This window comes from Pseudomonas sp. NFX71, from assembly GCF_048079215.1.
In the GTDB taxonomy this organism is placed as follows: Bacteria; Pseudomonadota; Gammaproteobacteria; order Pseudomonadales; family Pseudomonadaceae; genus Aquipseudomonas; species Aquipseudomonas fluorescens_B.
The window spans coordinates 4,597,982-4,620,298 of sequence record NZ_CP182230.1 but is presented as its reverse complement, the minus strand read 5'-3'; the positions used below and the strand labels follow the sequence as shown (position 1 = coordinate 4,620,298).

Annotated in this window: 20 protein-coding genes; 3 read left to right on the top strand and 17 right to left on the bottom strand. The window is 57.0% G+C overall.

Annotation, left to right across the window (positions count from 1 at the left end; genetic code table 11):
* Window positions 1–15: 15 nt before the first annotated feature.
* The 12 genes from ACM1ZW_RS21675 to ACM1ZW_RS21620 all read right to left on the bottom strand — a co-directional run bounded on the left by ACM1ZW_RS21675 (window position 16) and on the right by ACM1ZW_RS21620 (window position 12,001).
* Window positions 16–1,158: a hypothetical protein gene (locus tag ACM1ZW_RS21675; RefSeq protein ID WP_416739312.1), complete on the bottom strand. Its 1,143-nt coding sequence runs from the start codon at window positions 1,156–1,158 to the stop codon at window positions 16–18.
* Window positions 1,159–1,533: 375 nt separating this feature from the next.
* Window positions 1,534–2,268, bottom strand: coding sequence for a WecB/TagA/CpsF family glycosyltransferase (locus tag ACM1ZW_RS21670; protein ID WP_017338067.1), 735 nt, complete (start codon window positions 2,266–2,268; stop codon window positions 1,534–1,536).
* A complete protein-coding gene (locus ACM1ZW_RS21665; protein WP_416739311.1) occupies window positions 2,268–3,455 on the bottom strand; it encodes a glycosyltransferase family 2 protein in 1,188 nt (395 codons plus the stop codon). The genes ACM1ZW_RS21670 and ACM1ZW_RS21665 overlap by 1 nt, the downstream gene beginning before the upstream one ends.
* Window positions 3,452–4,654 carry a glycosyltransferase family 4 protein gene (locus ACM1ZW_RS21660; RefSeq protein ID WP_416739310.1) on the bottom strand — a complete coding sequence of 401 codons (1,203 nt, stop codon included), beginning with the start codon at window positions 4,652–4,654 and terminating at the stop codon, window positions 3,452–3,454. Before ACM1ZW_RS21660 ends, ACM1ZW_RS21665 begins: the two co-directional genes overlap by 4 nt.
* A 12-nt stretch (window positions 4,655–4,666) precedes the next feature.
* Window positions 4,667–5,656: a DUF535 family protein gene (locus tag ACM1ZW_RS21655; protein ID WP_017338064.1), complete on the bottom strand. Its 990-nt coding sequence runs from the start codon at window positions 5,654–5,656 to the stop codon at window positions 4,667–4,669.
* A gap of 7 nt (window positions 5,657–5,663) precedes the next feature.
* A complete protein-coding gene (locus ACM1ZW_RS21650; RefSeq protein ID WP_416739309.1) occupies window positions 5,664–6,641 on the bottom strand; it encodes a glycosyltransferase family 2 protein in 978 nt (325 codons plus the stop codon).
* 5 nt (window positions 6,642–6,646) lie between these two features.
* A complete protein-coding gene (locus ACM1ZW_RS21645; protein ID WP_416739308.1) occupies window positions 6,647–7,198 on the bottom strand; it encodes a serine O-acetyltransferase in 552 nt (183 codons plus the stop codon).
* Window positions 7,199–7,206: 8 nt separating this feature from the next.
* Complete coding sequence (locus tag ACM1ZW_RS21640; protein WP_416739307.1) at window positions 7,207–8,163, bottom strand: glycosyltransferase family 2 protein; 957 nt, start codon at window positions 8,161–8,163, stop codon at window positions 7,207–7,209.
* Window positions 8,160–8,774: an acyltransferase gene (locus tag ACM1ZW_RS21635; protein WP_031318737.1), complete on the bottom strand. Its 615-nt coding sequence runs from the start codon at window positions 8,772–8,774 to the stop codon at window positions 8,160–8,162. Before ACM1ZW_RS21635 ends, ACM1ZW_RS21640 begins: the two co-directional genes overlap by 4 nt.
* Window positions 8,775–8,850: 76 nt before the next feature.
* Entirely contained in the window at window positions 8,851–10,314 is a 1,464-nt protein-coding gene (locus ACM1ZW_RS21630) for a GMC oxidoreductase (protein ID WP_416739306.1), read from the bottom strand.
* The gene (locus ACM1ZW_RS21625) at window positions 10,311–10,505 is read right to left on the bottom strand and encodes a hypothetical protein (protein WP_080995132.1); all 195 of its coding nucleotides are present in this window, start codon (window positions 10,503–10,505) and stop codon (window positions 10,311–10,313) included. The genes ACM1ZW_RS21630 and ACM1ZW_RS21625 overlap by 4 nt, the downstream gene beginning before the upstream one ends.
* 119 nt (window positions 10,506–10,624) lie before the next feature.
* Window positions 10,625–12,001, bottom strand: a complete 1,377-nt coding sequence (locus ACM1ZW_RS21620; protein ID WP_031318735.1) for an oligosaccharide flippase family protein — start codon at window positions 11,999–12,001, stop codon at window positions 10,625–10,627.
* 95 nt (window positions 12,002–12,096) lie between these two features.
* Between ACM1ZW_RS21620 and ACM1ZW_RS21615 the strand changes: the two genes are divergently transcribed.
* Genes ACM1ZW_RS21615 through galE form a run of 3 tightly spaced genes read left to right on the top strand, consistent with a single transcriptional unit; the run spans window position 12,097 to window position 17,267 of the window.
* Window positions 12,097–13,623, top strand: coding sequence for an O-antigen ligase family protein (locus tag ACM1ZW_RS21615; protein WP_017338057.1), 1,527 nt, complete (start codon window positions 12,097–12,099; stop codon window positions 13,621–13,623).
* A gap of 5 nt (window positions 13,624–13,628) precedes the next feature.
* On the top strand, window positions 13,629–16,244 hold the full coding sequence (locus ACM1ZW_RS21610; RefSeq protein ID WP_416739305.1) for a cellulase family glycosylhydrolase: 2,616 nt from the start codon (window positions 13,629–13,631) through the stop codon (window positions 16,242–16,244).
* Window positions 16,245–16,289: 45 nt separating this feature from the next.
* A complete protein-coding gene (gene galE / locus ACM1ZW_RS21605; protein WP_414878918.1) occupies window positions 16,290–17,267 on the top strand; it encodes a UDP-glucose 4-epimerase GalE in 978 nt (325 codons plus the stop codon).
* 43 nt (window positions 17,268–17,310) lie between these two features.
* Here galE and ACM1ZW_RS21600 read toward each other — a convergent pair whose 3' ends face one another.
* From ACM1ZW_RS21600 to ACM1ZW_RS21580, 5 genes are all read right to left on the bottom strand, one after another.
* Complete coding sequence (locus tag ACM1ZW_RS21600; protein ID WP_238588342.1) at window positions 17,311–18,042, bottom strand: CpsD/CapB family tyrosine-protein kinase; 732 nt, start codon at window positions 18,040–18,042, stop codon at window positions 17,311–17,313.
* 68 nt (window positions 18,043–18,110) lie between these two features.
* The gene (locus tag ACM1ZW_RS21595) at window positions 18,111–19,676 is read right to left on the bottom strand and encodes a GumC family protein (RefSeq protein WP_031318733.1); all 1,566 of its coding nucleotides are present in this window, start codon (window positions 19,674–19,676) and stop codon (window positions 18,111–18,113) included.
* Between the two features lie 21 nt (window positions 19,677–19,697).
* Window positions 19,698–20,813, bottom strand: a complete 1,116-nt coding sequence (locus ACM1ZW_RS21590) for a hypothetical protein (RefSeq protein WP_031318732.1) — start codon at window positions 20,811–20,813, stop codon at window positions 19,698–19,700.
* Between the two features lie 26 nt (window positions 20,814–20,839).
* Window positions 20,840–21,397, bottom strand: a complete 558-nt coding sequence (locus ACM1ZW_RS21585) for a polysaccharide biosynthesis/export family protein (RefSeq protein ID WP_017338051.1) — start codon at window positions 21,395–21,397, stop codon at window positions 20,840–20,842.
* Between the two features lie 364 nt (window positions 21,398–21,761).
* Window positions 21,762–22,259 carry a hypothetical protein gene (locus ACM1ZW_RS21580; protein WP_017338050.1) on the bottom strand — a complete coding sequence of 166 codons (498 nt, stop codon included), beginning with the start codon at window positions 22,257–22,259 and terminating at the stop codon, window positions 21,762–21,764.
* Window positions 22,260–22,317: the final 58 nt, after the last annotated feature.

Sequence of the window (22,317 nt, the reverse complement as noted above, 5' to 3'; positions counted from 1 at the left end):
AAGGCAACAACTTGTTCAGGTGGATACAACAATTTCCAGGACAGGGGGCAACTTCAAATGAGCGTAACGACTGCGCAAGGTGTCGAGAAGCGCTTCTCCCGGCACTCTGGAACAATGGATATATATTGTCGAAAGACCACCAAATCCCATCTCGCGATATCGGCTGGCAACTTCTTCATCACTCGGCCCGTCCGGCAACCCAAGATGAAGTGTCAGGTTTTTACCCTCAACCGCAAATAACGGCGCCTCCCAGAGAAACTGAGCTGCACCTGCCTTGGGCAGTTGAACAAACAAATAACCGTGGTTACCCAGCGTATCGACATCGCCACCGCGTCTTCTTTTCCATTCCAGAAGCCCGTCGTCCGGGCGTGCCAGGCAAGTTCCAATATCGTAATAGTCAAAACCATTTTCAATCGCCCATTCCAGCGCCATGAAGGTGGTAATGGAGTTAACTTCACGTAATTTCTTTGTATCCGAAAACACTACATCGGGGTAACCGAAGCGCACGGTACTCCAATAACGCTTACCTGCCCGGGTGACTACGCAGCCAAGATGGCATGCAACAACCTCGTCTTCCAGCAGCACCAGATCGAGTCGCCCTGCAACTTTTGCCACCCGATGAACTTCCTGTGCTGCAATTTGTGAGGCGGCCGAACCATGCCGGGCCGCGGCGTAAGGTTGAAGCATTTCCCGATCGGCGATTTCAATCTCGTCATCGTTCAACGCTTGCTTCATGCGGTAACGCAGACGATTCTTGCGCAGGTTCCGACGCAGCTCGGTGTTGTATCTCGCGGTGATCTCGTCGATTGACCTGCTCAGCGGCACGACAGCACTCAAGTACTGAGGCACGTATAAGGCCCCCGGGGTCGGCATTTCGCTGACCACCACTGTCCGGTCTGACTTGCCCAGCTTCAACTGCCCATCAACCCCTTGAGATTGAACGCCCAGTAAAACCTTCACAAACTCCCGCTGTGTTTTCCTGCCCACATAAAGTATGTCGTAGAGGCTGTCTTCCCGCAGTTTGAACCTGACAATTTCCCAGCGCCAAAAACAGGCGCGCCCGAGAATATCCCGCAGCCAGGCGACAGCTTTCCTTAGCTCAAATCGCATTGAAGGAGTTAATAAGCGACGCATGGGTTCTGCTATATATTCTTTCATTTGGTTATTAGCACAATTCAAGGAAGGGCCATTTTAGTTTCAAATCAATAAACCAAAGACTTGAAATGAAAGCGCGACAACTGAGCACATTGTTCAAACCGGTCGGTTATTACAATCTCGATACAATCCGTCATCCACTTTGAGCCTGCCACCCTTCTTCTTGCGAAAAACTCGCCACTCCTTCCCTGGAACTCAAGATTGTTCGACAACATTTTGTTGACGCCAATCTTAATGAAGCAAACAACCTCAAGCACACCCGTCAAGTCGAAACTTCAACATGAGTAAAGGTGTAACGCCGAAGTTTTGCAAGATATTTCAGACGCTGTTTTTATGGCGCCGGAAAAGCTTGAGCCAGGTATCAAAAGACCTGTTGAGTCAGGCTTGCCTGAAGATCAAAGTACGCAGTAGAAACAGCGGGTTGCCCATCACATAACGACGGAAGAGTCGCTTTGGCTCAGTGATGAGTCTGAACACCCATTCGCAACCGATACGACGCACCCATTGCGGAGCGCGAGTCACCTTGCCGCCCAGAAAGTCCAGGATCGCCCCGCCGCACACGACAAGACAGGGCACGCCGCTGTCGGCCAGCCTGGCAGCAACGGCTTCTTGCTTGGGCATGCCCATCCCCAGCACAACCAGTTCCGGCTGAAACTCCCGGGCAAGGTTGATGTAGGTATCCACTGGCGCGAAGCCATGATGCGCAGAGACAACATTGACCGCAAATTGCGCTTCGCTGTGCCGCACGGCATGGGTCAGAAAAGGCTCTTCAGTCCCCCAGAAAGCCACACGCCGGCCCTTGTACGCGGCCAGCAGTTTGGGGATGAAATCGGTGCCGTTCATATTCAGTCCCGGCTCCAGTCCGAGGCGACGAAACAGGATGGCCAGGCCGGAGCCATCGCGCAGCAGCACGTCCGCCGAGAGCAGCGCGCTATGGTAATCGGTATTGGCTGCCACCAGGTTCATGGCATGGGCATTGGCGAATCCGAGCACGGTCGTCCCTTCAGGTCTGGACAACACCTCAATCAATCGTTGCTCATCATCAACATCGCTGACCACCCTGAGTTTTCGGGTAATCGTTTGCCAACGGTGTTGCCAGGACAAAGCGTGCATTAATTATCGTCCCTCTTCGACCGCACCCACTCAACCTGACGCTTCAGAATAAAGCCGATGTACAGGGGGATTTTTTTCAACGCGTAGAACGGCGCATACAACAGTGTCGAAAAAGCGATGATCCCCCGACCGAAGCGACTCCACGCCAGCAGGACAGTCCCTCCCAACAGCGCCATCCCCAGCGAAGCGATCACTGCGGGCGCCAATGCTCCGCCCAGCAAAAACACCAGCCATGAGAGGATAAAGGCTGCGGCCAGAACCAACGTCAGCAAGGCCAGCGGAGGCACCAGCAAATCCAGCGTCATCGCTAACAGGCTCCCGTTACGCCGGGTGATCGCCTCTACCATCAACTTTGGCGCATCACCCAGGATGACCCCCAGATGACCGTGTTCCCAACGCTTACGCTGGATACTCAAGCCTTCGTCACTGCGCGGAAAATAACTGGTGACCAGCCCATCGGGACAAAACAAAGGCGGCTTGCCGCTTCGACAAAAATCCAGGCCCATCTTCAGATCTTCGACGATATGGCCGCTGGCGAGATCGACCAAAGCCAGGTCCTTCCAGACGAAAGCCATGCCCGAGCCCATTAATGAACAAGGCAAGCCAAGCCGTGCCCAACCTTGCGGCCGCACTCGGTTTTTCACACACCAGGCGAACTCGGCAAGCTGCACTTTCAACCCGGAACCCGCTGGAGCATGCATTAGATACAGTGCCTGCGCTGGCCGCCCCGAGTTGATGCAACACACGGCGAGACGCTCGATCGAGCCTTCACTCACCAGGGAGTCGGCATCGACAATGATCATGACGTCCGGCGCGTCGATCGCCAGATGGCGCACCCCAAAGTCCAGCGCATACCCCTTGCCACGCTGCTGTTCGTTGCGACGTTCCACCACCTCGGCACCCGCGGCGCGGGCCAGCGCTGCGGTGTCGTCAGAACAGTTGTCCGCCACCACCAACAGGCGATCGCCTTCCCGCAGCTGCGGCCGAATGCTGTCCAGCGTCGCAACGATGAGTGAGGATTCATTGTGCGCCGGCACCAGCACCGCCACCCTCGGCCGCGGTCCCGGCGCCAACGGACGTGACCGCGCAGGCAGACAGGCCAGCAACACCTGGGCAGACAACACCAATACCGGCGGGACGATGAGCACCAGCAGTGCGCTGAACAGCCAACCCAGTAACGTGATCATGCTTGTGCCTTGAATAAATCAGCCAACCTGGCTGCTTCGGTATCGATATCGTGGCGTTCCACCACCCGCTGCCAGGCCGCTTCGCCCATCCGCTGCAACACCTCGACAGGTTGCGCGAGGCAGTCCGCCATCGCTGCGGCCAGCGCCTCCACTTCGCCGGCGGGAAACAGCCAGCCGTTCTCGCCCTGGCGCACGAGCTCGGGAATGCCCGCCACATAAGTCGTCAACACCGGCCGGCGCAAGGCCATGGCTTCCATGATGACCACCGGCAGGCCCTCGGCAAAGCTGGGCAGTACCAGGGCGCGCGCGGCAAGAATTTCCGTACGCACCTGGTCGCTGCTGATCCAGCCGGTAATGCGTACCTTCGACTGCAAGCCATACTGTGCAATCAGGGCCTCGATTTGCCCACGCATTTCCCCATCGCCAGCCAGTACGATTTCGAACTCCACGGCTTGCGCGGCCAACAGACGCGCGGCCTCCAGCAACAGCAACTGACCCTTTTGCTCACACAAGCGACCGACGCAAACCAGACGCGGCACGGCAGGCACCGCCACCGGCGTCACATCGTGAAAGCTCCGCTCCAGGCCGCAATGCACCACTTTTACTTTTGCCCAGTGCGAATGATCCACCCAGCGAAACAACTGGCTGCGGCCATAAGAACTGATGGCCGCGACAAACGCCGCGCGCCGTACTTTCTCGCCCAGATGAATGAACTGCGGTTTGTCGAACTCTTCCGGGCCGTGCACGGTAAAACTGTACGCTGGCCCGCCGAGCGCGTTGGCCAGCATTACCACCTCGGTGGAGTTAGTGCCGAAATGCGCATGCACATGCCTGGCGCCGAACGCCTGCAACCAGGTCAGCAGGCGACAGGCTTCGAGCAGATAAACCAGGTGATACGGCCAGGCGCGATCAGCACGCCGGCCCATGCGTAACGCCAGCCACAGTGCCGAAAAGAAGCGGCGTGGCTGGGCGCGCAATACCTGCAGCGCGGGACCCAACAGCCCTTTTATTCCGTCCTGCAAGACATACCGGGTTTCATCGCGCTCGGACACGTCCTCGGCATCCACCAACTCGGCATCCCAGCCACGCAGCGCGATACGCTGCACCTCAAAACCCTGACGTTCCACCGCCAGAATCTCGCGACGAATGAAGCTATGGCTGACCTTGGGGTACTGATTGATGAAATAAGCAATGCGCATAGGAACCCAGGCTTAGTTGTCGTTGCGGAGGGTTATTGCTGCAGGTGATTCCACCGTCGTACAGCGATCAGGTACGTCACGGCGCTTGCTGTAACTGGCTGACAACACGCTGTCTATCCTTCTGAAGGTGTCATCCAGAAGCTCATAGCGTCGGCGGTACATGGCACGTTTTTTTGCGACGATACTGTCGAGCGGTTTTCTGGACGGCTCCATGGGAATCTCGAAAAAGTCCTCGCGCTGCGAGGGCGTCGCGCCGTGCTCCAGCCAGATCACGTCGTAATTTGCCGCCAGATCCTGAGCCTTTTCAGTACCGAAATACGGGTGACGATGGTGGCGATACCCATCCCCTACCGCATAGATTTTTTCAACGCCAAGGTTGATGGCAAGGTATTTGATCACTTCGATCAGAAAGCTTCTTGGCCGCAGACCTTCAAAATCTTTTGTCAGGTCCCTGTAGATGCTCAACGACAGATCACTCTCCACGCCTTTGTGTATCCCTTGAACGGCGCCGATAAAAATACACAACTCAGTGTCCGTTCGGCACAAGGAGAACGCGATGGAGGCGATGCGCAGATCCCCCTGAAACAAATTCAGTACCAGCTCCCCTTCCCGCATGAACCATGTAGGACGGTCCAGCACCAGGAAACAACCCGCGGAGTATTCCGACAAGTCACTCAACACCAGACGTTCGCTTCGCCCGGAAAGCAATAATTGCGGGCAGCTTTTTGTGATGACTTCGTAATGCGAAGCCAGCACATCCAATCGGTCCTGAGCGCTCCAGTTTTTACTGATGTAGGGCCAATGAACGACACCGATACAATCTGCCCCCAACTTCTCAATACCGGACTTGCCCAGGGCATTCGACATGCGCCCCAAAAACACATTGAGCCCCGACCAGTTCTTCCCAATCAAAACCAATAATTTAAGCTTGTTTTTCAAGGCTCTTAACGAATAGCCCGCATGCAAGGTAAACACGCTCTTCAGTAGCAGCCAATTATTCATGGACGTCTCACTTGTATTCGATCAACGCGGTTTTGCCGGTGCCGAATCTGTTCAGAAGAAACTTGGCTTGCCCGAGCATTTCGGGAAATTTTCCCAGCACGAGGAATAAAGCCAGCAGCCAGTTTTCGCGCTTTGATCTACCGCCTCGACGAGCCAGGCGCACGACTTGCAACGGGTAGACCAGCAGCAGAAGCAGCCCTGACCAGCCCAGCATCAACAGTGCGATCACCGTCGCCAGTGGCACGCCCAAGCCCCAGAACCAGGCACGACGCGACTCCCGCAGCCAATGTTTCTCCGGTGCAGCCCCATGTAAAAAAGCACCTTCGGCAAAGGCATGTCCGCCGCGCAATGTACGCCGCCACCACTGGCCGAAGCGGGTCATGGCCGCATCGTGCAAAGTCATTTCCTCGGCCAGACGCCAGACCTTCCATCCATTCGCCCGCAGGCGCACACACAATTCGGGCTCTTCCCCGGCGATCAGGTCCGCTCGAAACCCCGACGCTGCGGCGAAGGCATCCGCCCGCATCAACGCATCGCCACCACAGGCCTTGGCCTCGCCTATCGGCGTGTCCCATTCGAGGTCGCACAACAAGTTGTAAATCGAGCGCTGTGGAAATCGTTCGCGGCGCCGCCCACAAACCACCGCCACGTCAGGCCGGGTATCGAGAAAGTCCTGTGCCCGGGACAACCAGCCTTCGACAACCTCGCAATCACCGTCGACAAATTGTACGTAGCGCATCGCCGGCAGCAGACGTTGCAGGCGGGCAAATCCTTCATTGCGAGCGCGGGCCGCCGTAAACGGGATCGACATATCCAGCTCGACCACCTCGACCCCGAGCGCCTTTGCCATCTCCACCGAATCGTCCGTTGATCCAGAGTCGACATAGACCACCTGCTCTGCCGCACCCACCAGCGAAACCAGGCAGCGCTCAAGCCGCAGGCCCTCGTTGCGACCGATAACAACGACCCCCATGCCGATCGCCATGGGGTTCACTTGGCGTCGCAGTCGGAAGTGTCCAGGGAGGATGCTGTTGCTTCAGCCGACTGCCTTCTCTTGATAATGGCGGGCACGCCCACTGCCACCGAGTCATCCGGTACATCGGTCAGCACCACGGCATTGGCACCAATCACGACATTGTTGCCAATGCGGATATTGCCCAGCACCTTGGCCCCGGTGCCGATATCAACGTTGTTGCCGATCACGGGGGCGATCGGTTCATTGACATTTTTCAGGCCCACGACCACGCCATTGCGGATCCGGCAATCATCGCCGAACTGCGCATACCCACTGATAATGATCCCGCCGAAATGATCGATGACAAAGTTGCGTCCGATCACGACTTCACAGGGCAGCTCGATGCCCGTGAGGATCTGCACCAGTTTGTAGAGCACTTTGTAGATAAAGGAGAGCAGCTTGCGCAGCAGTGCCGGGCGCACCCCGTAACGCCAGCGTCCAAAGCGATAAACCACCATCGCCCAGAAGCCCTGAGCACCCCAATCACCGCCATAGGCACGCAAGTCCGCGCGTATATTCTCGAACATTGATTGACCTACCGTGTGGGTTGGGTAGCGAATCGGGTTTCTCGCAGCAGCGCCCAAGTAGCGCGCGTATGCTGCCAGCACGTTGCGATGGCGGCTCGGCCACGGCCTTTCAGCAGTGCCTTGAGCGCCAGAATCAGATCTCCCAGGCAAACCAGGAACATATGCCAAGCCAGCCCCAACAGACCGTGGTGCTTGCGGAAGTACAACAGTTCGCTTTCGATCTGTATCTTGGGTATCTGTCGACTGACCGCATTGAGCTCGACAACCGTCTTGGCACTCTCACCGCCGATATGCACCACCGTGGTGTCGGGGTAATACACCACTTTCCAGCCGGCCTGCTTGACGCGCTTGCAGTGATCGACCTCCTCGTAATAAAGGAAGTAGCGCGGATCGAACAACCCCACCTGGTCGATGACTTCGCGGCGGATCAGGTAATAGCAGCCAGGTACCCAGTCACACTCTCGAACCGAGGCGTGATCCCAGTCCATGTCATCCACCCTCTTCACCACCGGGAAAAACCGTTCAAGCCCGGTGCGCGAGAGGAAGACATTCAGCGGCGTCGGAAAGTAGCGACACGAGGGTTGCAGATCGCCTTCCCGGCCAACCAGCCGAACGCCGAGGACACCGCAATCAGGATGCGCCTCCATGTAGTCGAGGGTTTTTTTCAGGGTGTCGGCGGCAACGAAGGCATCGGTATTGATGAGCAACGCGTATTTGCCCTGCAGGTGCTCAACCAGTTGATTGTTGGCACGGCCAAAACCCACATTGTTTTCATTGACCAGCAACAATGCCTCTGGGCAAACATTTTCCAGACGCTCCAGGGAATTATCGGCAGAGGCATTGTCCACGACCAGATAGCGCGTCAGATCCGCACTGTTTGACTGGCGCAATGCATCGAACATTGGCTGTAACAGCGTCGCCGTGTTGTAGTTGACGACCAGTACATCAAGGGGAGTACGGGTCATTTTGGTGGCTCGCCAAAAAAGTACTGCACTCGCATGGCCATGAGCGTCGGCTCCACGCTTGGATCATAGGCGCCTTTGCGTTCTCTGATCATGTCCATCCACGGATAGGTGTTGCAACGCGTCTCGAGTTTTCTGATCAGCTCTTCGATCGTACAAATGACCTTTGCCGGATTACCCCCGACTACCACCCCGGGTGGAACATCTTTCGTGACAACGGCACCTGCGGCGACAATTGAATCCGGACCTATGGTCACGCGCGGCATGATGATCGCACCGTGCCCGACAAAACAGTTGTCACGGATGTCGACCGGTCCGACAGAATCGAGCTTTACGTTGAAACGCTCGGCAAATATGCCGATGACGCCGTCGTGCCCGAACAGCGTGCAATCCGATAAGCCGACGTTGTTGCCCAGGCGGACCAGCGAAGGGTCAGTGATGTTGCATCCGACATTGATCCACACACCGGTGCCGACTGAATGCAGCGATCCCCAGCGCGCCAGATACTTAGCCCACTGGTATCCGTTAGGTTTACAAAACCATTTGAAGATTCCGGGTCCGCGCCCCGTTTTATTGACGTAGTAACTTACTGCACGTCTTGCCAGCCCTATCATCCTGTCAGCCTCACATATCCTGCGATTTTCATCCGTGTCAGAGTCAGATACACCCTGTGTTTTTTTGATTGTAGTATCAGGAATATCTGCCCGCCGGGCCCGCTTGACGATTCAGGTGATCTGCCAGCCTCAGGGCAAGTTGTAAAAGAGGCATGGTCGGATTGCTCGCACCGGCTGTAGCAAAGACACTGCTGCCCGCCACGTAAAGATTGTCGATGCCGAACACTTTGCAGTTCTCGTCGACCACTCCGAACTCAGGCGCCGAGGCCATCCGAGTAGTCCCCATATGATGAGCGTGGGGCGCCACTTTCAATGGCACAGAGACGTCATACACGCACTCTTCCAGCTTGACGAAGCCCAGCCCCGTGTCTGCAAAACACTTCGCCACCTCCATCCCTATGCACTTGATGGTACGCCTGTCTTCGGGTGCCACTTCCCAATTGATGCTGACCTTGCGCACCCCCAATGCATCCCGCTCATCGAGCAGCGTGATGCCGCTGTTTCGATTGGGAAATTGTTCGATGAGCGTGGTGATCACCCCATCCCCGGGACAATTGAAGCGGGAAATGAAATCGAGCTTGTGCGCCAACCCTACATCGCAGGCGAGGTTCTCCAGAAAGTCCTTGATGGCTGCCGTTCGCCCATAGGCCTGCACGTGCGCCAGGAGCGATGCCGATACATTTCCTTTGCCTGATTGATATTGCGCTACAAACGCATCGGTCGTGAAGTACTGTCGAGGCTCTGTACTCTGCCCCTCCCCCAGGATGAAAGTCCCCAGGTCGAGGTTCAGGTGCTCCATGAAACATTTGCCGACCAAACCGTCCTTGCTGACGACTCCGGCGGCTGTCAAAGACTCACTGTTCATCAGCTGCCTGGCATTCTCGATGGCGCCCGTGGCCAGAATGAACTGTCTTGCCTTCACTCGCTCTCGGTGCCTGTCGTAATCGGACACAACGATGGCGGCGATGCGGCCGGTCTTGTCATCAAATTCAAGATCGACACAGTTGCAATTGATGAAGACATCAAGCCCCTCGGTCTCTTGAAGATCCTTGGCGTATTTTTGTGCAAATCGCGTCGGCGGACTCAGCAGGAAACGATCCGCTACAAAGTCGTTGCCGTCCATGGACGCATTGATCGTCTTGAATCCGGAATCCGACGGGAGATCCACAATGGCCATGGCTGCTGGCAGATAGCGTTCGAACTCGGAAAATCTGATGGGCCAGCCAGGAAGGCTGACCGGAGGGCCCCAGTCGAAATCTGATTTTTCGAAGGGCCGGCAACGCCCCGCCCAGTGGTTCGACGTGCCGCCGAGGAACCGCAGGCGTGTTTCTTCAGCGTAGACATTCAGACCTGTCGAGGGGCAGTTGTAGAGGGTTTGCGAGGACTGTGAATATTCGTGCCCCCCGCCCTCGACAAGCAGCACGCGCCGGCCATCACCGGCCAGACGCAACGCCAGCGTGATGCCCGCCGGCCCGGCCCCGATGATGCAGAAGTCATAGTGATCGCGCAGTTCTTTCTGCGATTGGTAATCTTTGATCATGTGCGCGTTTGCCGAAAATACTGGGCAGGCAACACCCAGCCGTTAACGACGACAAACCCGTTTTTTTCAGAAGAAGGCGGAACAAGGAACGAGGACAATCCAAATGTCATCCCCCCCAGACTCAACACCGCAAACGCCTGGAGGAAGTCTCTGCGCCCCATCACAGAGGTATTCAAATCAAGTTCATTCATGATTCAAAGCCCCACGACATTAAGATTGCGTTTGTATTTTCAGCGACCCGTCAAACCCATCACTCCCCGAAAGGTGACGTTCCCCCAAGCGCTGGAAACAGCCAGTGACTCAGATCAAATCAAAGCCATTCAGCGAGCCCCAGCACCAACTCCCCGCACAACACCCCGACCAGCAACATTGGCAGGACAACCAGCTCCCGCTTGAGATTGAACAGCCCTATACGACAGTTCACATAAACAATTAGCACAAGTGTAGGGAGCGTATGCAGCGCAACACCCCAAATCGCATATTTCACGCCGCCAACCGCCAGCAACACCGGCAGCAACACCCATAACGAGATGGCGCGAATGATGTTATCCATGGCCTGATACTTGGTGAGTCCCAAGGCCAGCCAGGCTTGATGCGCGACGCCGTAGCGCAAAGTGAAGAAAGAGAGTGAAAGCACGGCCATCATGCCGCCGGCCTCGGCATAACGCTCGTCGTATAACCAGTGGATTATCAGTGGGCTGATGATCCACAACAGTCCGGTGATAAACAGCAAGACGATGTCGACAATCAGTCTGAAGCGATCATACAAAGAGCGGAGCCGCGCTGTGTCGTTGGTTCTTGCCGCCTCGCCGAAGGCGGGCAACGCCACGGCGCCAACCAGCCTCTGCACGCCGAGCGTGATAGCCCCAAGAATCAGCACGGCGATGGAGTAGACGCCCAGTTCGGCAGCCGACATGCTGCCGCCGAACCAGATGCGGTCGCCATTCATGGCCAGTACGCCTACCGCCGACGACAGCAATATCCAACGGCCGAAGACGACCAGTTCCTGGAGCGCGGTACGATCCCAGAGCAGACGGTTATGCGGACCCTGAAACCAGAAATGTCCCAGAAGCGTACTGACCAGCGCGGAGATCAGGCCCGCGCCCACCAGCGACCAGATAGACCGGGTGAAGTAACCGATAGCCAGCATCACCAGCAGGCCGGCAATCTGGGACGCAAACTCGGCGAGCACGACTTTCTTTTGCTGGAATGCGCGAACGGCCACGTCGACTTTTGTCGACTGAAAACCATAGATGACCGCGGACAACCCCGTGCAGGCCAACACCAGCGGCAACTCGGGTGCCGCATAAGTGGATTCGGGCGACCACAAATGGATGACTTGCGCAAACCAGGCAAAGCCCGCGATCAGTAACGTTGAGGCAAAAAGGACAAAACCGCGCACGATCTGCACGGTCCACACGGTATTGAGAAATACTGGATCGTCACCCCGCGGGCTCTGGATGATGTTCTGGCGCAAGCCCACATCGGAAAGCAAATGGAGTATCACCGAAACGGTGGTCGCGATGACCATGATGCCGAACATCTCCGGCATCAGCAGGCGAGCCATGATCAGGTTGCCACCCAGGCGCATGGCCTGAGACGTGACAAGCGCTCCGATATTCCATGCCCCGGCGAATATCGCTCGCTTGCGCAGGCTCAACGATGGCGATAAATCAATTGAAGGCATAACATCAATCCCGGAATCAGTTGCACGAACGTTACTATAGCCGCAATCAGGCAATCCACTATGCTTCGCTCACCAATCAATAAGTGCATTAATTCATGCCTGAGCACATACGCGCGCTAATCGTCATTCTGGTCCTCGCCGGCACCGTTTTTACCCTGGCCCGTCGACCGGCAAAGGACCTGATTCCGTACAACGACTTCACACGTCGTCGCAATCTGTGGTTCGTTTTGACCCTGCTGGTTTTTTTCGCGCACAGTTTCTGGGTGTATGCAGCGGTTGCCGCTGTGGTGCTGACGGTCGCACGGAAACGCGAGCGCAATCCCATGGCACTGTTCTTCATGCTGCTGTTTCTCGTCCCGCCGGCGTCGGCGCAGATTCCCGGCATGGGCGTCATCAACTATTTCTTTGATCTCAACCATATCCGGTTGCTGTCCCTGTGCGTCTTGCTTCCCGCGTTTTTCGTGCTGCGCAGGCGATCGGACACGCTGCCTTTCGGGCGCACCTGGCCTGACAAACTGTTGACCGCCGGCCTTGTGCTGACGAGCCTGCTGTTGCTGCGCGAAACGACACTCACCGACACGTTGCGCCAAACGGCCTACATGTTCATCGAAGTCTTTTTGCCTTACTACGTCGCCAGCCGGGCCCTGAAAGACCTCAGCGACTTCAAGGACGCCCTGTTGGCGTTTGTCCTCGCCGCGATGGTGCTGTCCATTATCGGGCTCTTCGAATTTGCCCGCAGCTGGCTGCTCTACAGCGCGCTGACGGACGCCCTGGGCATGCAATGGGAAATGTCCGGGTACTTGAGCCGTGGCGGTTCATTGCGCGCGAGCGCCACCACTGGCCAGGCCATTGCGCTGGGGTTTGTCATCAGCGTCGCCCTCGGCCTGTACCTGTTTTTGCAGGAAGGTGTGCGCAGCAAGCTCCAGCGGCGGCTCGGTGGTCTCCTGCTGGCTGGCGGACTGTTCGCGCCGCTGTCGCGTGGTCCCTGGATCGGCGCCGTCGTCATGATCACAGCGTTTATCGCCACGGGTCGCGGCGCTGCCAAACGCTTGATGCTGCTGGCGCTCGCCGCCGTGCTCGCTATTCCTTTGCTGGCCATCGTGCCGGGCGGGCAAAAATTCCTGGACCTGCTACCGTTCATCGGCACCATCGAAGTAGAGAACATCACGTACCGACAACGTTTGTTCGATAACGCAATGATCGTTATCCAGCGCAACCCCTTGTTCGGCGCTTTCGACTTCCGCAGCACGCCGGAAATGCAGTCCATGATCCAGGGCCAGGGCATCATCGATATCGTGAACACCTACATCAACGTGGCGCTGCAGGTCGGGTTGGTCGGGTTGACGCTGTTCGTGGCTTTTTTCGTCACGGTTCTGCTGGGTATCCGCAAGGCAATGCGTTCGTTCCCCGACAAGGATGATGAAAGACGCCGGCTCGGACGCGCGCTCCTGGCGACACTGGCCGGGATCATGGTGACCATCGTGACGGTCAGCAGTATCACGTTCATCCCCATTGTGTATTGGTCGGTGGCCGGGCTGGGCGTTGCCTATGTCCAGATGGCTCGCAAGCTCAAGCACACTTCGATCGCAGTCACTGCGAGTGCCCACCTCCAACTCCGGTAATGCCAATGACCACTTTGTTACGCCGCACTCCGATGCTGCTTCCGGCGCTCCTGTGCGTTGCCATTTGGCCGTTCAGTACCTGGGCCTCGGAGTGGGTTGCCAGTGTCGATGAACGCAGCGGCCTGCCCGTGCTGACGCGCGGCGGCAGCCCTGTCGCGGCGTCAAAATTTACCTTCTGGGGGAGTAACTGGGACTGGACGTTCTTCGGCACCCGGTTCAAGGTCGACGCCCCCTACAAATACACCCTCGAAGGCCAGAACAAAGCACTGGACTTCGACCTTACGGCGCAGATTCAGAAAGAAGACGAAAAGACACTGACCTGGGACTTTGCCCTGAATGCACACAGCGTGAAGTCAGGCGTGATGGGTGGAGGTATCGTCTTCAATTTCGACCCGGCCCTTTTCGCCGGTGAAATGAGCACGCCGCAATTGCTGCCCGGCAACCGCGGCTGGTCGTGGGGCAATGCACAAGGCCGACGCATCGAGATGCGTTTCGAGCCGGCGCTGGCGAGCGTGTACTTTGAGCCCGGCAGCCCATCCGAGGTACGTGCTTTCTTCTACAAAAACACGATCAAATCCGGCGAGCAACACGTCAAAGCGACCCTGAGCATTTCTGGCGACATTGTTCTCGGCCCCACCACGACAGAGCGTTTTGGCCTGACGGACCCGAAGACCTGGCCAGATGACAAGGTCGACATCAAAACCTCTCCGGTCGATCTGTCCTTCCTCAACGCTGGCGAAAAACCTGCGGGCAAGCGCGGCTTCGTCAAAGCGTCCGGCGAACAACTGCTGTTCGCGGACAACACCCCGGCGCGCTTTTGGGGCACCAACATCACGTCCTATGCGCTGTTCCGAACGTCCGACGATGCAATCAAGCAACAAGCCAAACGCCTGTCGGCACTCGGTTTCAACCTCGTCCGCCTGCACCACCATGACTCCCCCTGGGTCAGCCCCAACATCTTTGGTGACCGCGACCAAACGCAGGACACTCAGCAACTCAGCGCAGCATCGCTGAAAAAAATCGACTGGTGGATCAAGTGCCTGAAAGACGAAGGCATTTATGTATGGCTCGACATGCACGTCGAGCGAGCCCTGATGGCGAAAGACAACATTTTCGGCTTCGACGAGCTGCCAAAAGACGAGCAGAACAATGCCAGCCTCAAGGGCTTCGCGTATGTGAACATCACCATTCAGCAGGCGATGAAACGCTTCGCCGAAGCCTACATGACCCATGTAAATCCCTTTACCGGCCTCGCCTATAAAGATGATCCGGCAATCGCCGCCGTGCTGATCACCAACGAAAATGACGTCACTCAACACTTTGGCAACGCCCTGTTGCGAGACAAGGGCGTTCCCAGGCACTGGGAGCTCTACAAGAACCGGGCGGATGCCTTTGCCAGTCAGCACAATCTATCGGCAAGCCTCACCTGGCGCTCGTGGGAGCATGGCCCCGCCAAGCTGTTCCTTAACGATCTGGAACGGAATTTCAACGTAGAGATGATCCAGCATCTTCGCGAATTGGGCGTGAAGGTCCCCATTGCCACCACCAGCAGTTGGGGCGGCGATGGCCTGAGTTCCTTGCCGGCCCTGACTGCGGGCGACGTCATTGACGTTCACAGCTACGGCGGCTCCGGGCAGCTGGAGAAAAACCCGCTCACCACCGAAGGGATCGTCGACTGGATGGGCGCTGGCCAGGTCACCGGCAAACCGCTGACCGTCACCGAGTGGAACAACGAACCGTTCCCGACACCCGACCGCCACTCGTTGCCCCTCTATGTCGCCGGCACCGCCAGCCACCAGGGCTGGGACGCGCTGATGCAATATGCCTACAGCCAGCAGCCGCTCGACGGCGGCTGGGTAACGGCCGACAACTGGCACGCCTACAACGACCCTGCGATGCTGGCGACCCTGCCCGCCGCCGCCCTGCTCTACCGCCGTGCCGACGTCAGCGAAGCCAATACGACTTACGTCTTCGCACCGACACCCGACACCCTGTTCAACAAACCCGTCTCACCGGCCAACTCGGTTCTGCTGCGTACCGCCATGGAGAAAGGCAAGCTGCAAATCGCCATGCCACAGACGCCGGAACTGCCCTGGTTGCAGCCGGGCATTATCCCGAGCAATGCGCAGGTGTTTCATGATCCTGACCAATCGTTGCTGGACGCCAATGCCAGCGAGTCCACGACCGATACGGGCGAACTCAAGCGCAACTGGAAACAAGGCATCTACACCATCAATACGCCGCGCACCCAGGCCGTCACCGGCTGGATCGGTGGCGAGTCGATCAGCCTGGGCAACATCCAGGTTCAAGTGAAGACCGCCAATGCCAGCGTGGTGGTGCAAAGCCTGGACGCCGCACCTGTCGGTCGGTCGCAGGATCTGCTGATTTCTCTGGGCACTCGTGCTATCCCCAAAGACGATGACAAAACACCTTTTTACGTCGAGCCGCTCGAGGGCACGCTCAGCATTCAGGGGCCGCCAGGCCTGACGCTGTACACCCAAGGCACGCAGGCCCAACTGAAGAAGGTGCCCGCGACCTACGTTGACGGGCGCTACACGATCAAGTTCGACGGCGTGCAGGCCTTCAATTGGTTGTTTATGAAAAAAAGCGCTGCACACTGACGGTACAATCTGCGTTTGCACAGCAACAGTTTCCAGGAGGACAGGATGAATTTTTTGGTGGTCGGCGGCGCAGGTTATATCGGCTCGCACATGGTCAAGCATCTGCTGCGCACAGGTCACGAGCTGGTGGTGGCGGACAATTTTTCCACGGGGTATCGCGACGCCTTGACGGGCGGAACACTGGTTGAACTGGACATCGCCGACGCGCAAGCCCTGGACACCTTGTTTGCCACGCACCACTTCGATGCCGTGTTCCACTTCGCCTCGTTCATACAGGTTGGCGAATCCGTCACCGAACCGGCCAAGTATTACCAGAACAACCTGGCCGCCACGCTGACGCTGCTACAGGCCATGGTTCGCGCGAACGTCAAGCGCTTCATCTTTTCCTCGACTGCCGCCATTTATGGCGACCCGGCGTATGTGCCCATCGACGAAGAACATCCCAAGGCGGCGATCAATCCTTATGGTCGCAGTAAGTGGATGGTGGAACAGATGCTTGAAGATTTTGATCGCGCGTACGGGCTGAAGTCGGTTTGCCTGCGCTACTTCAACGCGGCCGGAGCAGACCCTGAAGGACAGCTGGGTGAACGCCACGAACCGGAAACCCACCTGCTGCCGTTGATCCTGCAAGCGGCCTCCGGCCGGCGCGCGAGCATCACCGTCTATGGCCGCGATTACGACACGCCTGACGGCACCTGTATTCGCGACTACGTCCATGTCGCCGATCTGGCGGCCGCTCACGCACTGGCCGTGGATTACCTGGTGACCGGCGGTGCAAGCACGGCGTTCAACCTCGGCAATGGCCAGGGATTCTCGGTACAGGAAGTGATAGACACCGCGCGTCGTGTCACTGGCCAGGCGATCTCCGTCAGCGATGCGCCACGCCGTGCGGGTGATCCTCCACGTCTGGTGGCCGATCCCCAAAGGGCGTACAGCCTGCTTGGCTGGCAACCGCAATTTGCCTCGCTGGAACAGATCGTGACGCACGCCTGGAGTTGGGAAAAGAAGCATCCCTGGCAGTGAAGTCGGCGCTGGCCGCCAGCGCCGATCGTTTGAGAATGACGCGCTAGTAGTAAGAGCGGTTTTGCGGCTCGGCTTTGTTCAACACAGTGCCAATCAGATTGGCTGTCCCGAGATGGTGAAGGCTTTCCTCGATCTCTTTCCTGCTGTTCATGCCGTTGGCGACGACCAGCAGGACGCAGTCGAATTTAGGCAGGACGGTAATGACATCGTCCGAACTCAAGATGGGCGGCAAATCGAAAATCACGACCCGTGAGTTGTAGCGTTCGCGCAAATCACTGATCAAGTGGCTTACCTTGGGCGAAGACAGCACCTCGGTGGAGAGCGGAATCGGCTTGCGGGTCGGCAGCACTACAAAGCGTGGCAAGGTCGGGTTAACCAGAACCTCTTGCAGTTCCGCTTCATCGGCCAGGTATTCATTCAGCGATTTCTCCATCGACAGGCCCAGGCAGGCACCCACGGTCGGACGGCGCAAGTCGAAATCCACCAGCAATGCTGTCTTGGTGGTGTGATGAGCGATGCTCATTGCCAGGTTGATCGCCAGTACCGTCTTGCCGGCCTCCGGTGTCGGCGAGGTAATGGCGAGCGTGCGCCAGCCATTTTCTTCCATGACTTTCAGAACTTGCGTACGGAGCAGATCGAACGCCCCGCCCATATTCGAATTCTTGTTGTACGCCACAATGCGATTGCGCTCGAGGTGGTCCGGCCGCAAAGGGACAACTTTGGTTTGCACATAGCTGAGCGCGTTCAGGCCTGAAGAATGCGCGGTAGGTGTCATGGCTTTGGACGAGTTCTTGGGCTCGGTGTTTTCGGTATCGGGCTTGATAATTTCCATGTCTATATTCCTTATGCAAACCGGCCCAGCGTTTTATACGCCAACTGATCCAGAGGCATGTAGAGGAAGTGCACGAGCACCAAAAGGATTGCGACCAGCACGATTCCACACACGATCAGGCGCGTTCGCCACTTCTTGCGGCGCTCCAGTTCGGCCATGGTGTGAATGTAGGGGATGGAAACCAGTACACGTCTACCGAGCACACTGGCCAGGGCTTCAGCACCGCGCACACGCGAACTCATCATCTCGAGCAGCATCACCAGCGCGCCAGCGCCCACCGGAGCAAGCACGAAGCCCATGGCGACCACTTTCTTGCGGTTCGGCCGAACCGGCTTTTCAGGCATCAGCGGCGACTCCAGAAGAACAAAACGCTCCGCCTTGTTTTCCTGTTCCAGGCTTTCGGAAATTCTCGCGTTCATCTCTTTGGCGCGCATTTCCTCATACTTCTTTTTCGCGTTGTCATGGTCGCGCATCAGCGTGATCAGGCCGCGCTCGACTTGAGGCATTTCAATAATTCGCGCTTGGTATTCGGATATTTTCTGGACCGTCTGCTGCTTCTGATCGGCCAGTGACTTGATTCGCGCCTCGGTGGCGGCGATCCGCGTCTGAGCCCTGGATACATCCATATTGACGGGCGCTGCCGCACTACCGGCAACCATTTTGTTCGCCTCAAGTGCCGCAATCTTGCGTTTCACGGAACGCACATCGGGGTGGGCGTCGGTATACAGCGTCTGCAAACGGGCGTACTCCGCCTTGAGGCTGGCGAGGTCCTGCGGTTTGTCGGCGGCTGCTCCCGCTACTCCAGGCTTGGTCGCTACGCCGGAATTGGCGGCAATGAGCTCCAATTCATTGAAACGCAACTCCTCGCGGGCAGCCTTGTAGTCACGGTCGACCTCTTTGAGGTCGCTCTCGGCGCGGGTCAACATGTTCGTGAGCAGTTCCCGATTCTCGGGCAGTGCATCGCTGTGCTTCTCCTTGAATTCCGCCACGCGACTGTCCTGGGCATTCAGGGCAACCTCGAGCTTGTCTGCCTCCTGCTTGGCGAACTCCGTGTTTTCATTGGCGCGCTCGGTGCGCTGCCGGATGTTTTCATTGAGGAACAGCGTCACCAGTTCGTTGGCCACCTGGGTGGCAATCTCTGGCTGGCGGTGCTCAAAGGAAAGGCGAAACGCAATCGTCACTTCCCCGCGCCCCTTGATCGCGGCGCTGACCAGGGTGACGCCAATCGCATTGCGCATTTCATCGATTTTCTCTGTAACGCTCAAATTCCGGCCTTGAGTAGAGAACAAGTTGTATTTGTCGATGATCGCGGCCAGGTTTTCTCGGGTCATCACGCGCTGGCGAATGACTTCGATGCGCTCATCGGCAAAGGTGCTGTTGTTCGCCGCGACCAGCTCAGGCGAGATCTGTTGCGACTCGATCAGAATCGTGCCGGAGGACTCGAAGGTGGGCGGGAGTGACATCGCGACCGCGATGCTCACGCCAAGGATCGCTGCGCAACTGACGATCAACAGCACCGCGTGGTGCTTGATGATTGCAATGTAGTCGTTGACCGACATTTCGTATTCAGTAGTCATAGATCATCACAAAGCTGAATTTCAGAGACCGGGGTAACTATAAGTCAAGGTCAACCCGACGACATTTGCGCTGGCATCCGGCAAGCTGTCCTGCTTGCGTTCTTTGTAAGTGAAGAATAGGCGGGCATTCCAAAAAGGCGAGAGTTCCTGACTGATCCAGGCGCTGTAATTGACCAGGGTATTCGGCGTCTGCCCCTTGGTGTCTTGCCAGGAAGCATCAAGACCGGTGCGTCGGGTTTCATCGATGAGGTAACTCACGGAGCCCTTCAGGTTATCGGCCTCGACGAACCCACCGTCCCCGCTGGCGACGGTGCTACGGCTGGCATCGAAGATGCTTTCAAAGCGCTCACCGGTGTACTGCAAGTTCACCCCGCCCTCGCCTGTGGGACCGTCACCCGTGCCGGAGACTTGATTGACGCCCGCGTACACCGACCCCTTGAATGCCTCGGAGACCTGGAAATTCAGGCCAACCGTGGGAGTGTAGCTATTCGAGGAAGACGCCACGGTTCCCTCATCCGGCTCATAACGCCTCACGCCAATACGGGTGAAGAGCTCGACCCGCTCGCTCCATGCATAGGTCAAGCTAAAGCGGCTTGCCAACTCGTCATAGTTGATCAGGGTGGGAATGTCGTAAGTGACATGAGTGTAGTCAGTTTCGTTGAGCAGAGTGGTCCGCTCACTGAGCGCCGTACGCCAGTTGCCCCCCACGGTATAAAGCTTTTGCGTGCCGTCGGAAGCCACTACGCCGGTTTCCTGGACCTCGGTGGAAAGCGTGGAGCTCTCTTCATAGCGGGCCGTGAGTCCATAACCACCGGTTTCGGTCTCGCGACTCCACCGGAACCTCAATCTGGGGTCTTCACGATCTGACACGATATCTGTATCGGACGAACGCACGACATACACCCCGAGACCGAACTGGAACTCATCTCGTCCGGAGGTGCCGACAAGGTTGAGGTCGGGGGCGATGATGGCGCGGGTCACGCCCTTCTCGCCACTTGTGAGCAACAGTGGATTGCTGTCGTACTCAACCGTCGAAGGCAGCGATATTGCCGGTAGCCAGGTCGCCGCAGAGGCCACACCGGAACACGAAAGGATCAGGGTTGCCGTGGCAACCCCGGTGGTTCGAAGAGAAAGCAAGGTAATCCCTAGTGCATCGCGCAAGGCTAAGGCACGACCAGCGTATCGCCGGCCTCAAGAATAAAATTGGTCGTCATGTCATCGCCGGACATCAACTCGTTGTAGTCGACACGCAGGATCTGTTGTTTTGATCCATTGAGTCGCACGACCTTGATGTCATTCTTGGCGGCGAATTTGTCGAGGCCACCCGCCATGCTCAAAACCTGCAGCACTGACGTTTGACCTGATAAGTGGACACTGCCGGGCTTCAACACTTTGCCCTGCACGTACACGAGATTACCGGCGGTGCCCGTGACAACCACGCTCACCTGCGGATCGGGTATGAATTTTACAAGCTTGGCCGCTATTTTCTCTTCGACTGCGGTGGCATCGAGACCCACCACATCAACCTGCCCTGCCAACGGGAAGGTGATGCTTCCGTTGGGAAGAACGATCACATCCTTATTGAGCTTGTCTTCGCCCCAAACAGAAACATTGAGCGTATCACCCGGACTCAGCCGGTAGTTCGCTTCGTTTGCGACGGCATTGGAAATGCTGGGCAGGACAGCCAGCGCGCAGACCACAGGTAACCAGAAACGCAACATCGGGATCCCTCCGCCTAAGTAGCCTTGCCAAGAGTTTCACACAAAAACCAAGGCAAATCACGCTCGCAATTTTTGTCGCTCGGTAACCGCTCAACGAGCATTTTTTCGCGGCTGGCAGCGGCCATTTTTCGTCGGCCCGACGTATCAATTATCTGCAGCAAGGCCTCTAGTGAAGGAAGTTTTTTATTTAACAGTAACTTGTCGTTAAACATACGACCCCCGATGCTTACTCGCCAAATTAATAGCACTCTTTTCAATAGAGTCCGTCATTCAGCCAATACATCGCCAACCACTGACACATCAAACTGATATCAACCACTAGTATCAATGCGCCACTTAATCGCCAGCAAAATCAAACTGCTAGTTACACCTTCCGCCGGTTGGCGACCATGACAAAACCGAACAATGCCGACGAAAACAACCAGGCTGCAGCAGACAACGGAACTGCATTGGGTTGATTAACGAACGCGTCGGCTCCTCCACTCAATACTTTAGCCTGTGCATCTAAATCTGCCGTGAACTTGTCAGTATTTAGTTGCGCCATTAATCCGTCACAGGAAGTACTATTGACGGTGGCACCCACCTTGACAACAGAAGTGATAAGGTTTTTGAGTTGATCTTTTGCAGTATCAACGGAAGAAATATCGCCCAGCGAGACTGTCGCGCCAAGTTTGCTTTCGACAGTAGAAGGGGCGCCAGCCTGCCCTTCCGCTGTCGCGCCCACTTTTGGCCCGGACGCTGCACAAGAATCGGCTATGCGGTTAATTTCATGGGCCAAATGGCTCGCGTGAGCGGTGGCAATGGCCGCACCATTAAAGAGCACACAGAACAAAACGGATTTGAGAACCAGTGATGAACGCATGAAGACCGCCTCCCTGCCTACAGGGTTTTCCTGATATCGAATGAAGGATTCGTTACCC

What these genes read in the sequence shown, in the direction of transcription:
- ACM1ZW_RS21625 (WP_080995132.1), bottom strand. Translation starts at nt 10,505, where the DNA reads ATGAATGAACTTGATTTGAATACCTCTGTGATGGGGCGCAGAGACTTC.
- ACM1ZW_RS21615 (WP_017338057.1), top strand. Translation starts at nt 12,097, where the DNA reads ATGCCTGAGCACATACGCGCGCTAATCGTCATTCTGGTCCTCGCCGGC.
- ACM1ZW_RS21655 (WP_017338064.1), bottom strand. Translation starts at nt 5,656, where the DNA reads ATGAATAATTGGCTGCTACTGAAGAGCGTGTTTACCTTGCATGCGGGC.
- ACM1ZW_RS21645 (WP_416739308.1), bottom strand. Translation starts at nt 7,198, where the DNA reads ATGTTCGAGAATATACGCGCGGACTTGCGTGCCTATGGCGGTGATTGG.
- ACM1ZW_RS21640 (WP_416739307.1), bottom strand. Translation starts at nt 8,163, where the DNA reads ATGACCCGTACTCCCCTTGATGTACTGGTCGTCAACTACAACACGGCG.
- ACM1ZW_RS21580 (WP_017338050.1), bottom strand. Translation starts at nt 22,259, where the DNA reads ATGCGTTCATCACTGGTTCTCAAATCCGTTTTGTTCTGTGTGCTCTTT.
- ACM1ZW_RS21630 (WP_416739306.1), bottom strand. Translation starts at nt 10,314, where the DNA reads ATGATCAAAGATTACCAATCGCAGAAAGAACTGCGCGATCACTATGAC.
- ACM1ZW_RS21670 (WP_017338067.1), bottom strand. Translation starts at nt 2,268, where the DNA reads ATGCACGCTTTGTCCTGGCAACACCGTTGGCAAACGATTACCCGAAAA.
- ACM1ZW_RS21585 (WP_017338051.1), bottom strand. Translation starts at nt 21,397, where the DNA reads ATGTTGCGTTTCTGGTTACCTGTGGTCTGCGCGCTGGCTGTCCTGCCC.
- ACM1ZW_RS21660 (WP_416739310.1), bottom strand. Translation starts at nt 4,654, where the DNA reads ATGCGCATTGCTTATTTCATCAATCAGTACCCCAAGGTCAGCCATAGC.
- ACM1ZW_RS21600 (WP_238588342.1), bottom strand. Translation starts at nt 18,042, where the DNA reads ATGACACCTACCGCGCATTCTTCAGGCCTGAACGCGCTCAGCTATGTG.
- ACM1ZW_RS21620 (WP_031318735.1), bottom strand. Translation starts at nt 12,001, where the DNA reads ATGCCTTCAATTGATTTATCGCCATCGTTGAGCCTGCGCAAGCGAGCG.
- galE (WP_414878918.1), top strand. Translation starts at nt 16,290, where the DNA reads ATGAATTTTTTGGTGGTCGGCGGCGCAGGTTATATCGGCTCGCACATG.
- ACM1ZW_RS21595 (WP_031318733.1), bottom strand. Translation starts at nt 19,676, where the DNA reads ATGACTACTGAATACGAAATGTCGGTCAACGACTACATTGCAATCATC.
- ACM1ZW_RS21635 (WP_031318737.1), bottom strand. Translation starts at nt 8,774, where the DNA reads ATGATAGGGCTGGCAAGACGTGCAGTAAGTTACTACGTCAATAAAACG.
- ACM1ZW_RS21665 (WP_416739311.1), bottom strand. Translation starts at nt 3,455, where the DNA reads ATGATCACGTTACTGGGTTGGCTGTTCAGCGCACTGCTGGTGCTCATC.
- ACM1ZW_RS21675 (WP_416739312.1), bottom strand. Translation starts at nt 1,158, where the DNA reads ATGAAAGAATATATAGCAGAACCCATGCGTCGCTTATTAACTCCTTCA.
- ACM1ZW_RS21650 (WP_416739309.1), bottom strand. Translation starts at nt 6,641, where the DNA reads ATGGCGATCGGCATGGGGGTCGTTGTTATCGGTCGCAACGAGGGCCTG.
- ACM1ZW_RS21610 (WP_416739305.1), top strand. Translation starts at nt 13,629, where the DNA reads ATGACCACTTTGTTACGCCGCACTCCGATGCTGCTTCCGGCGCTCCTG.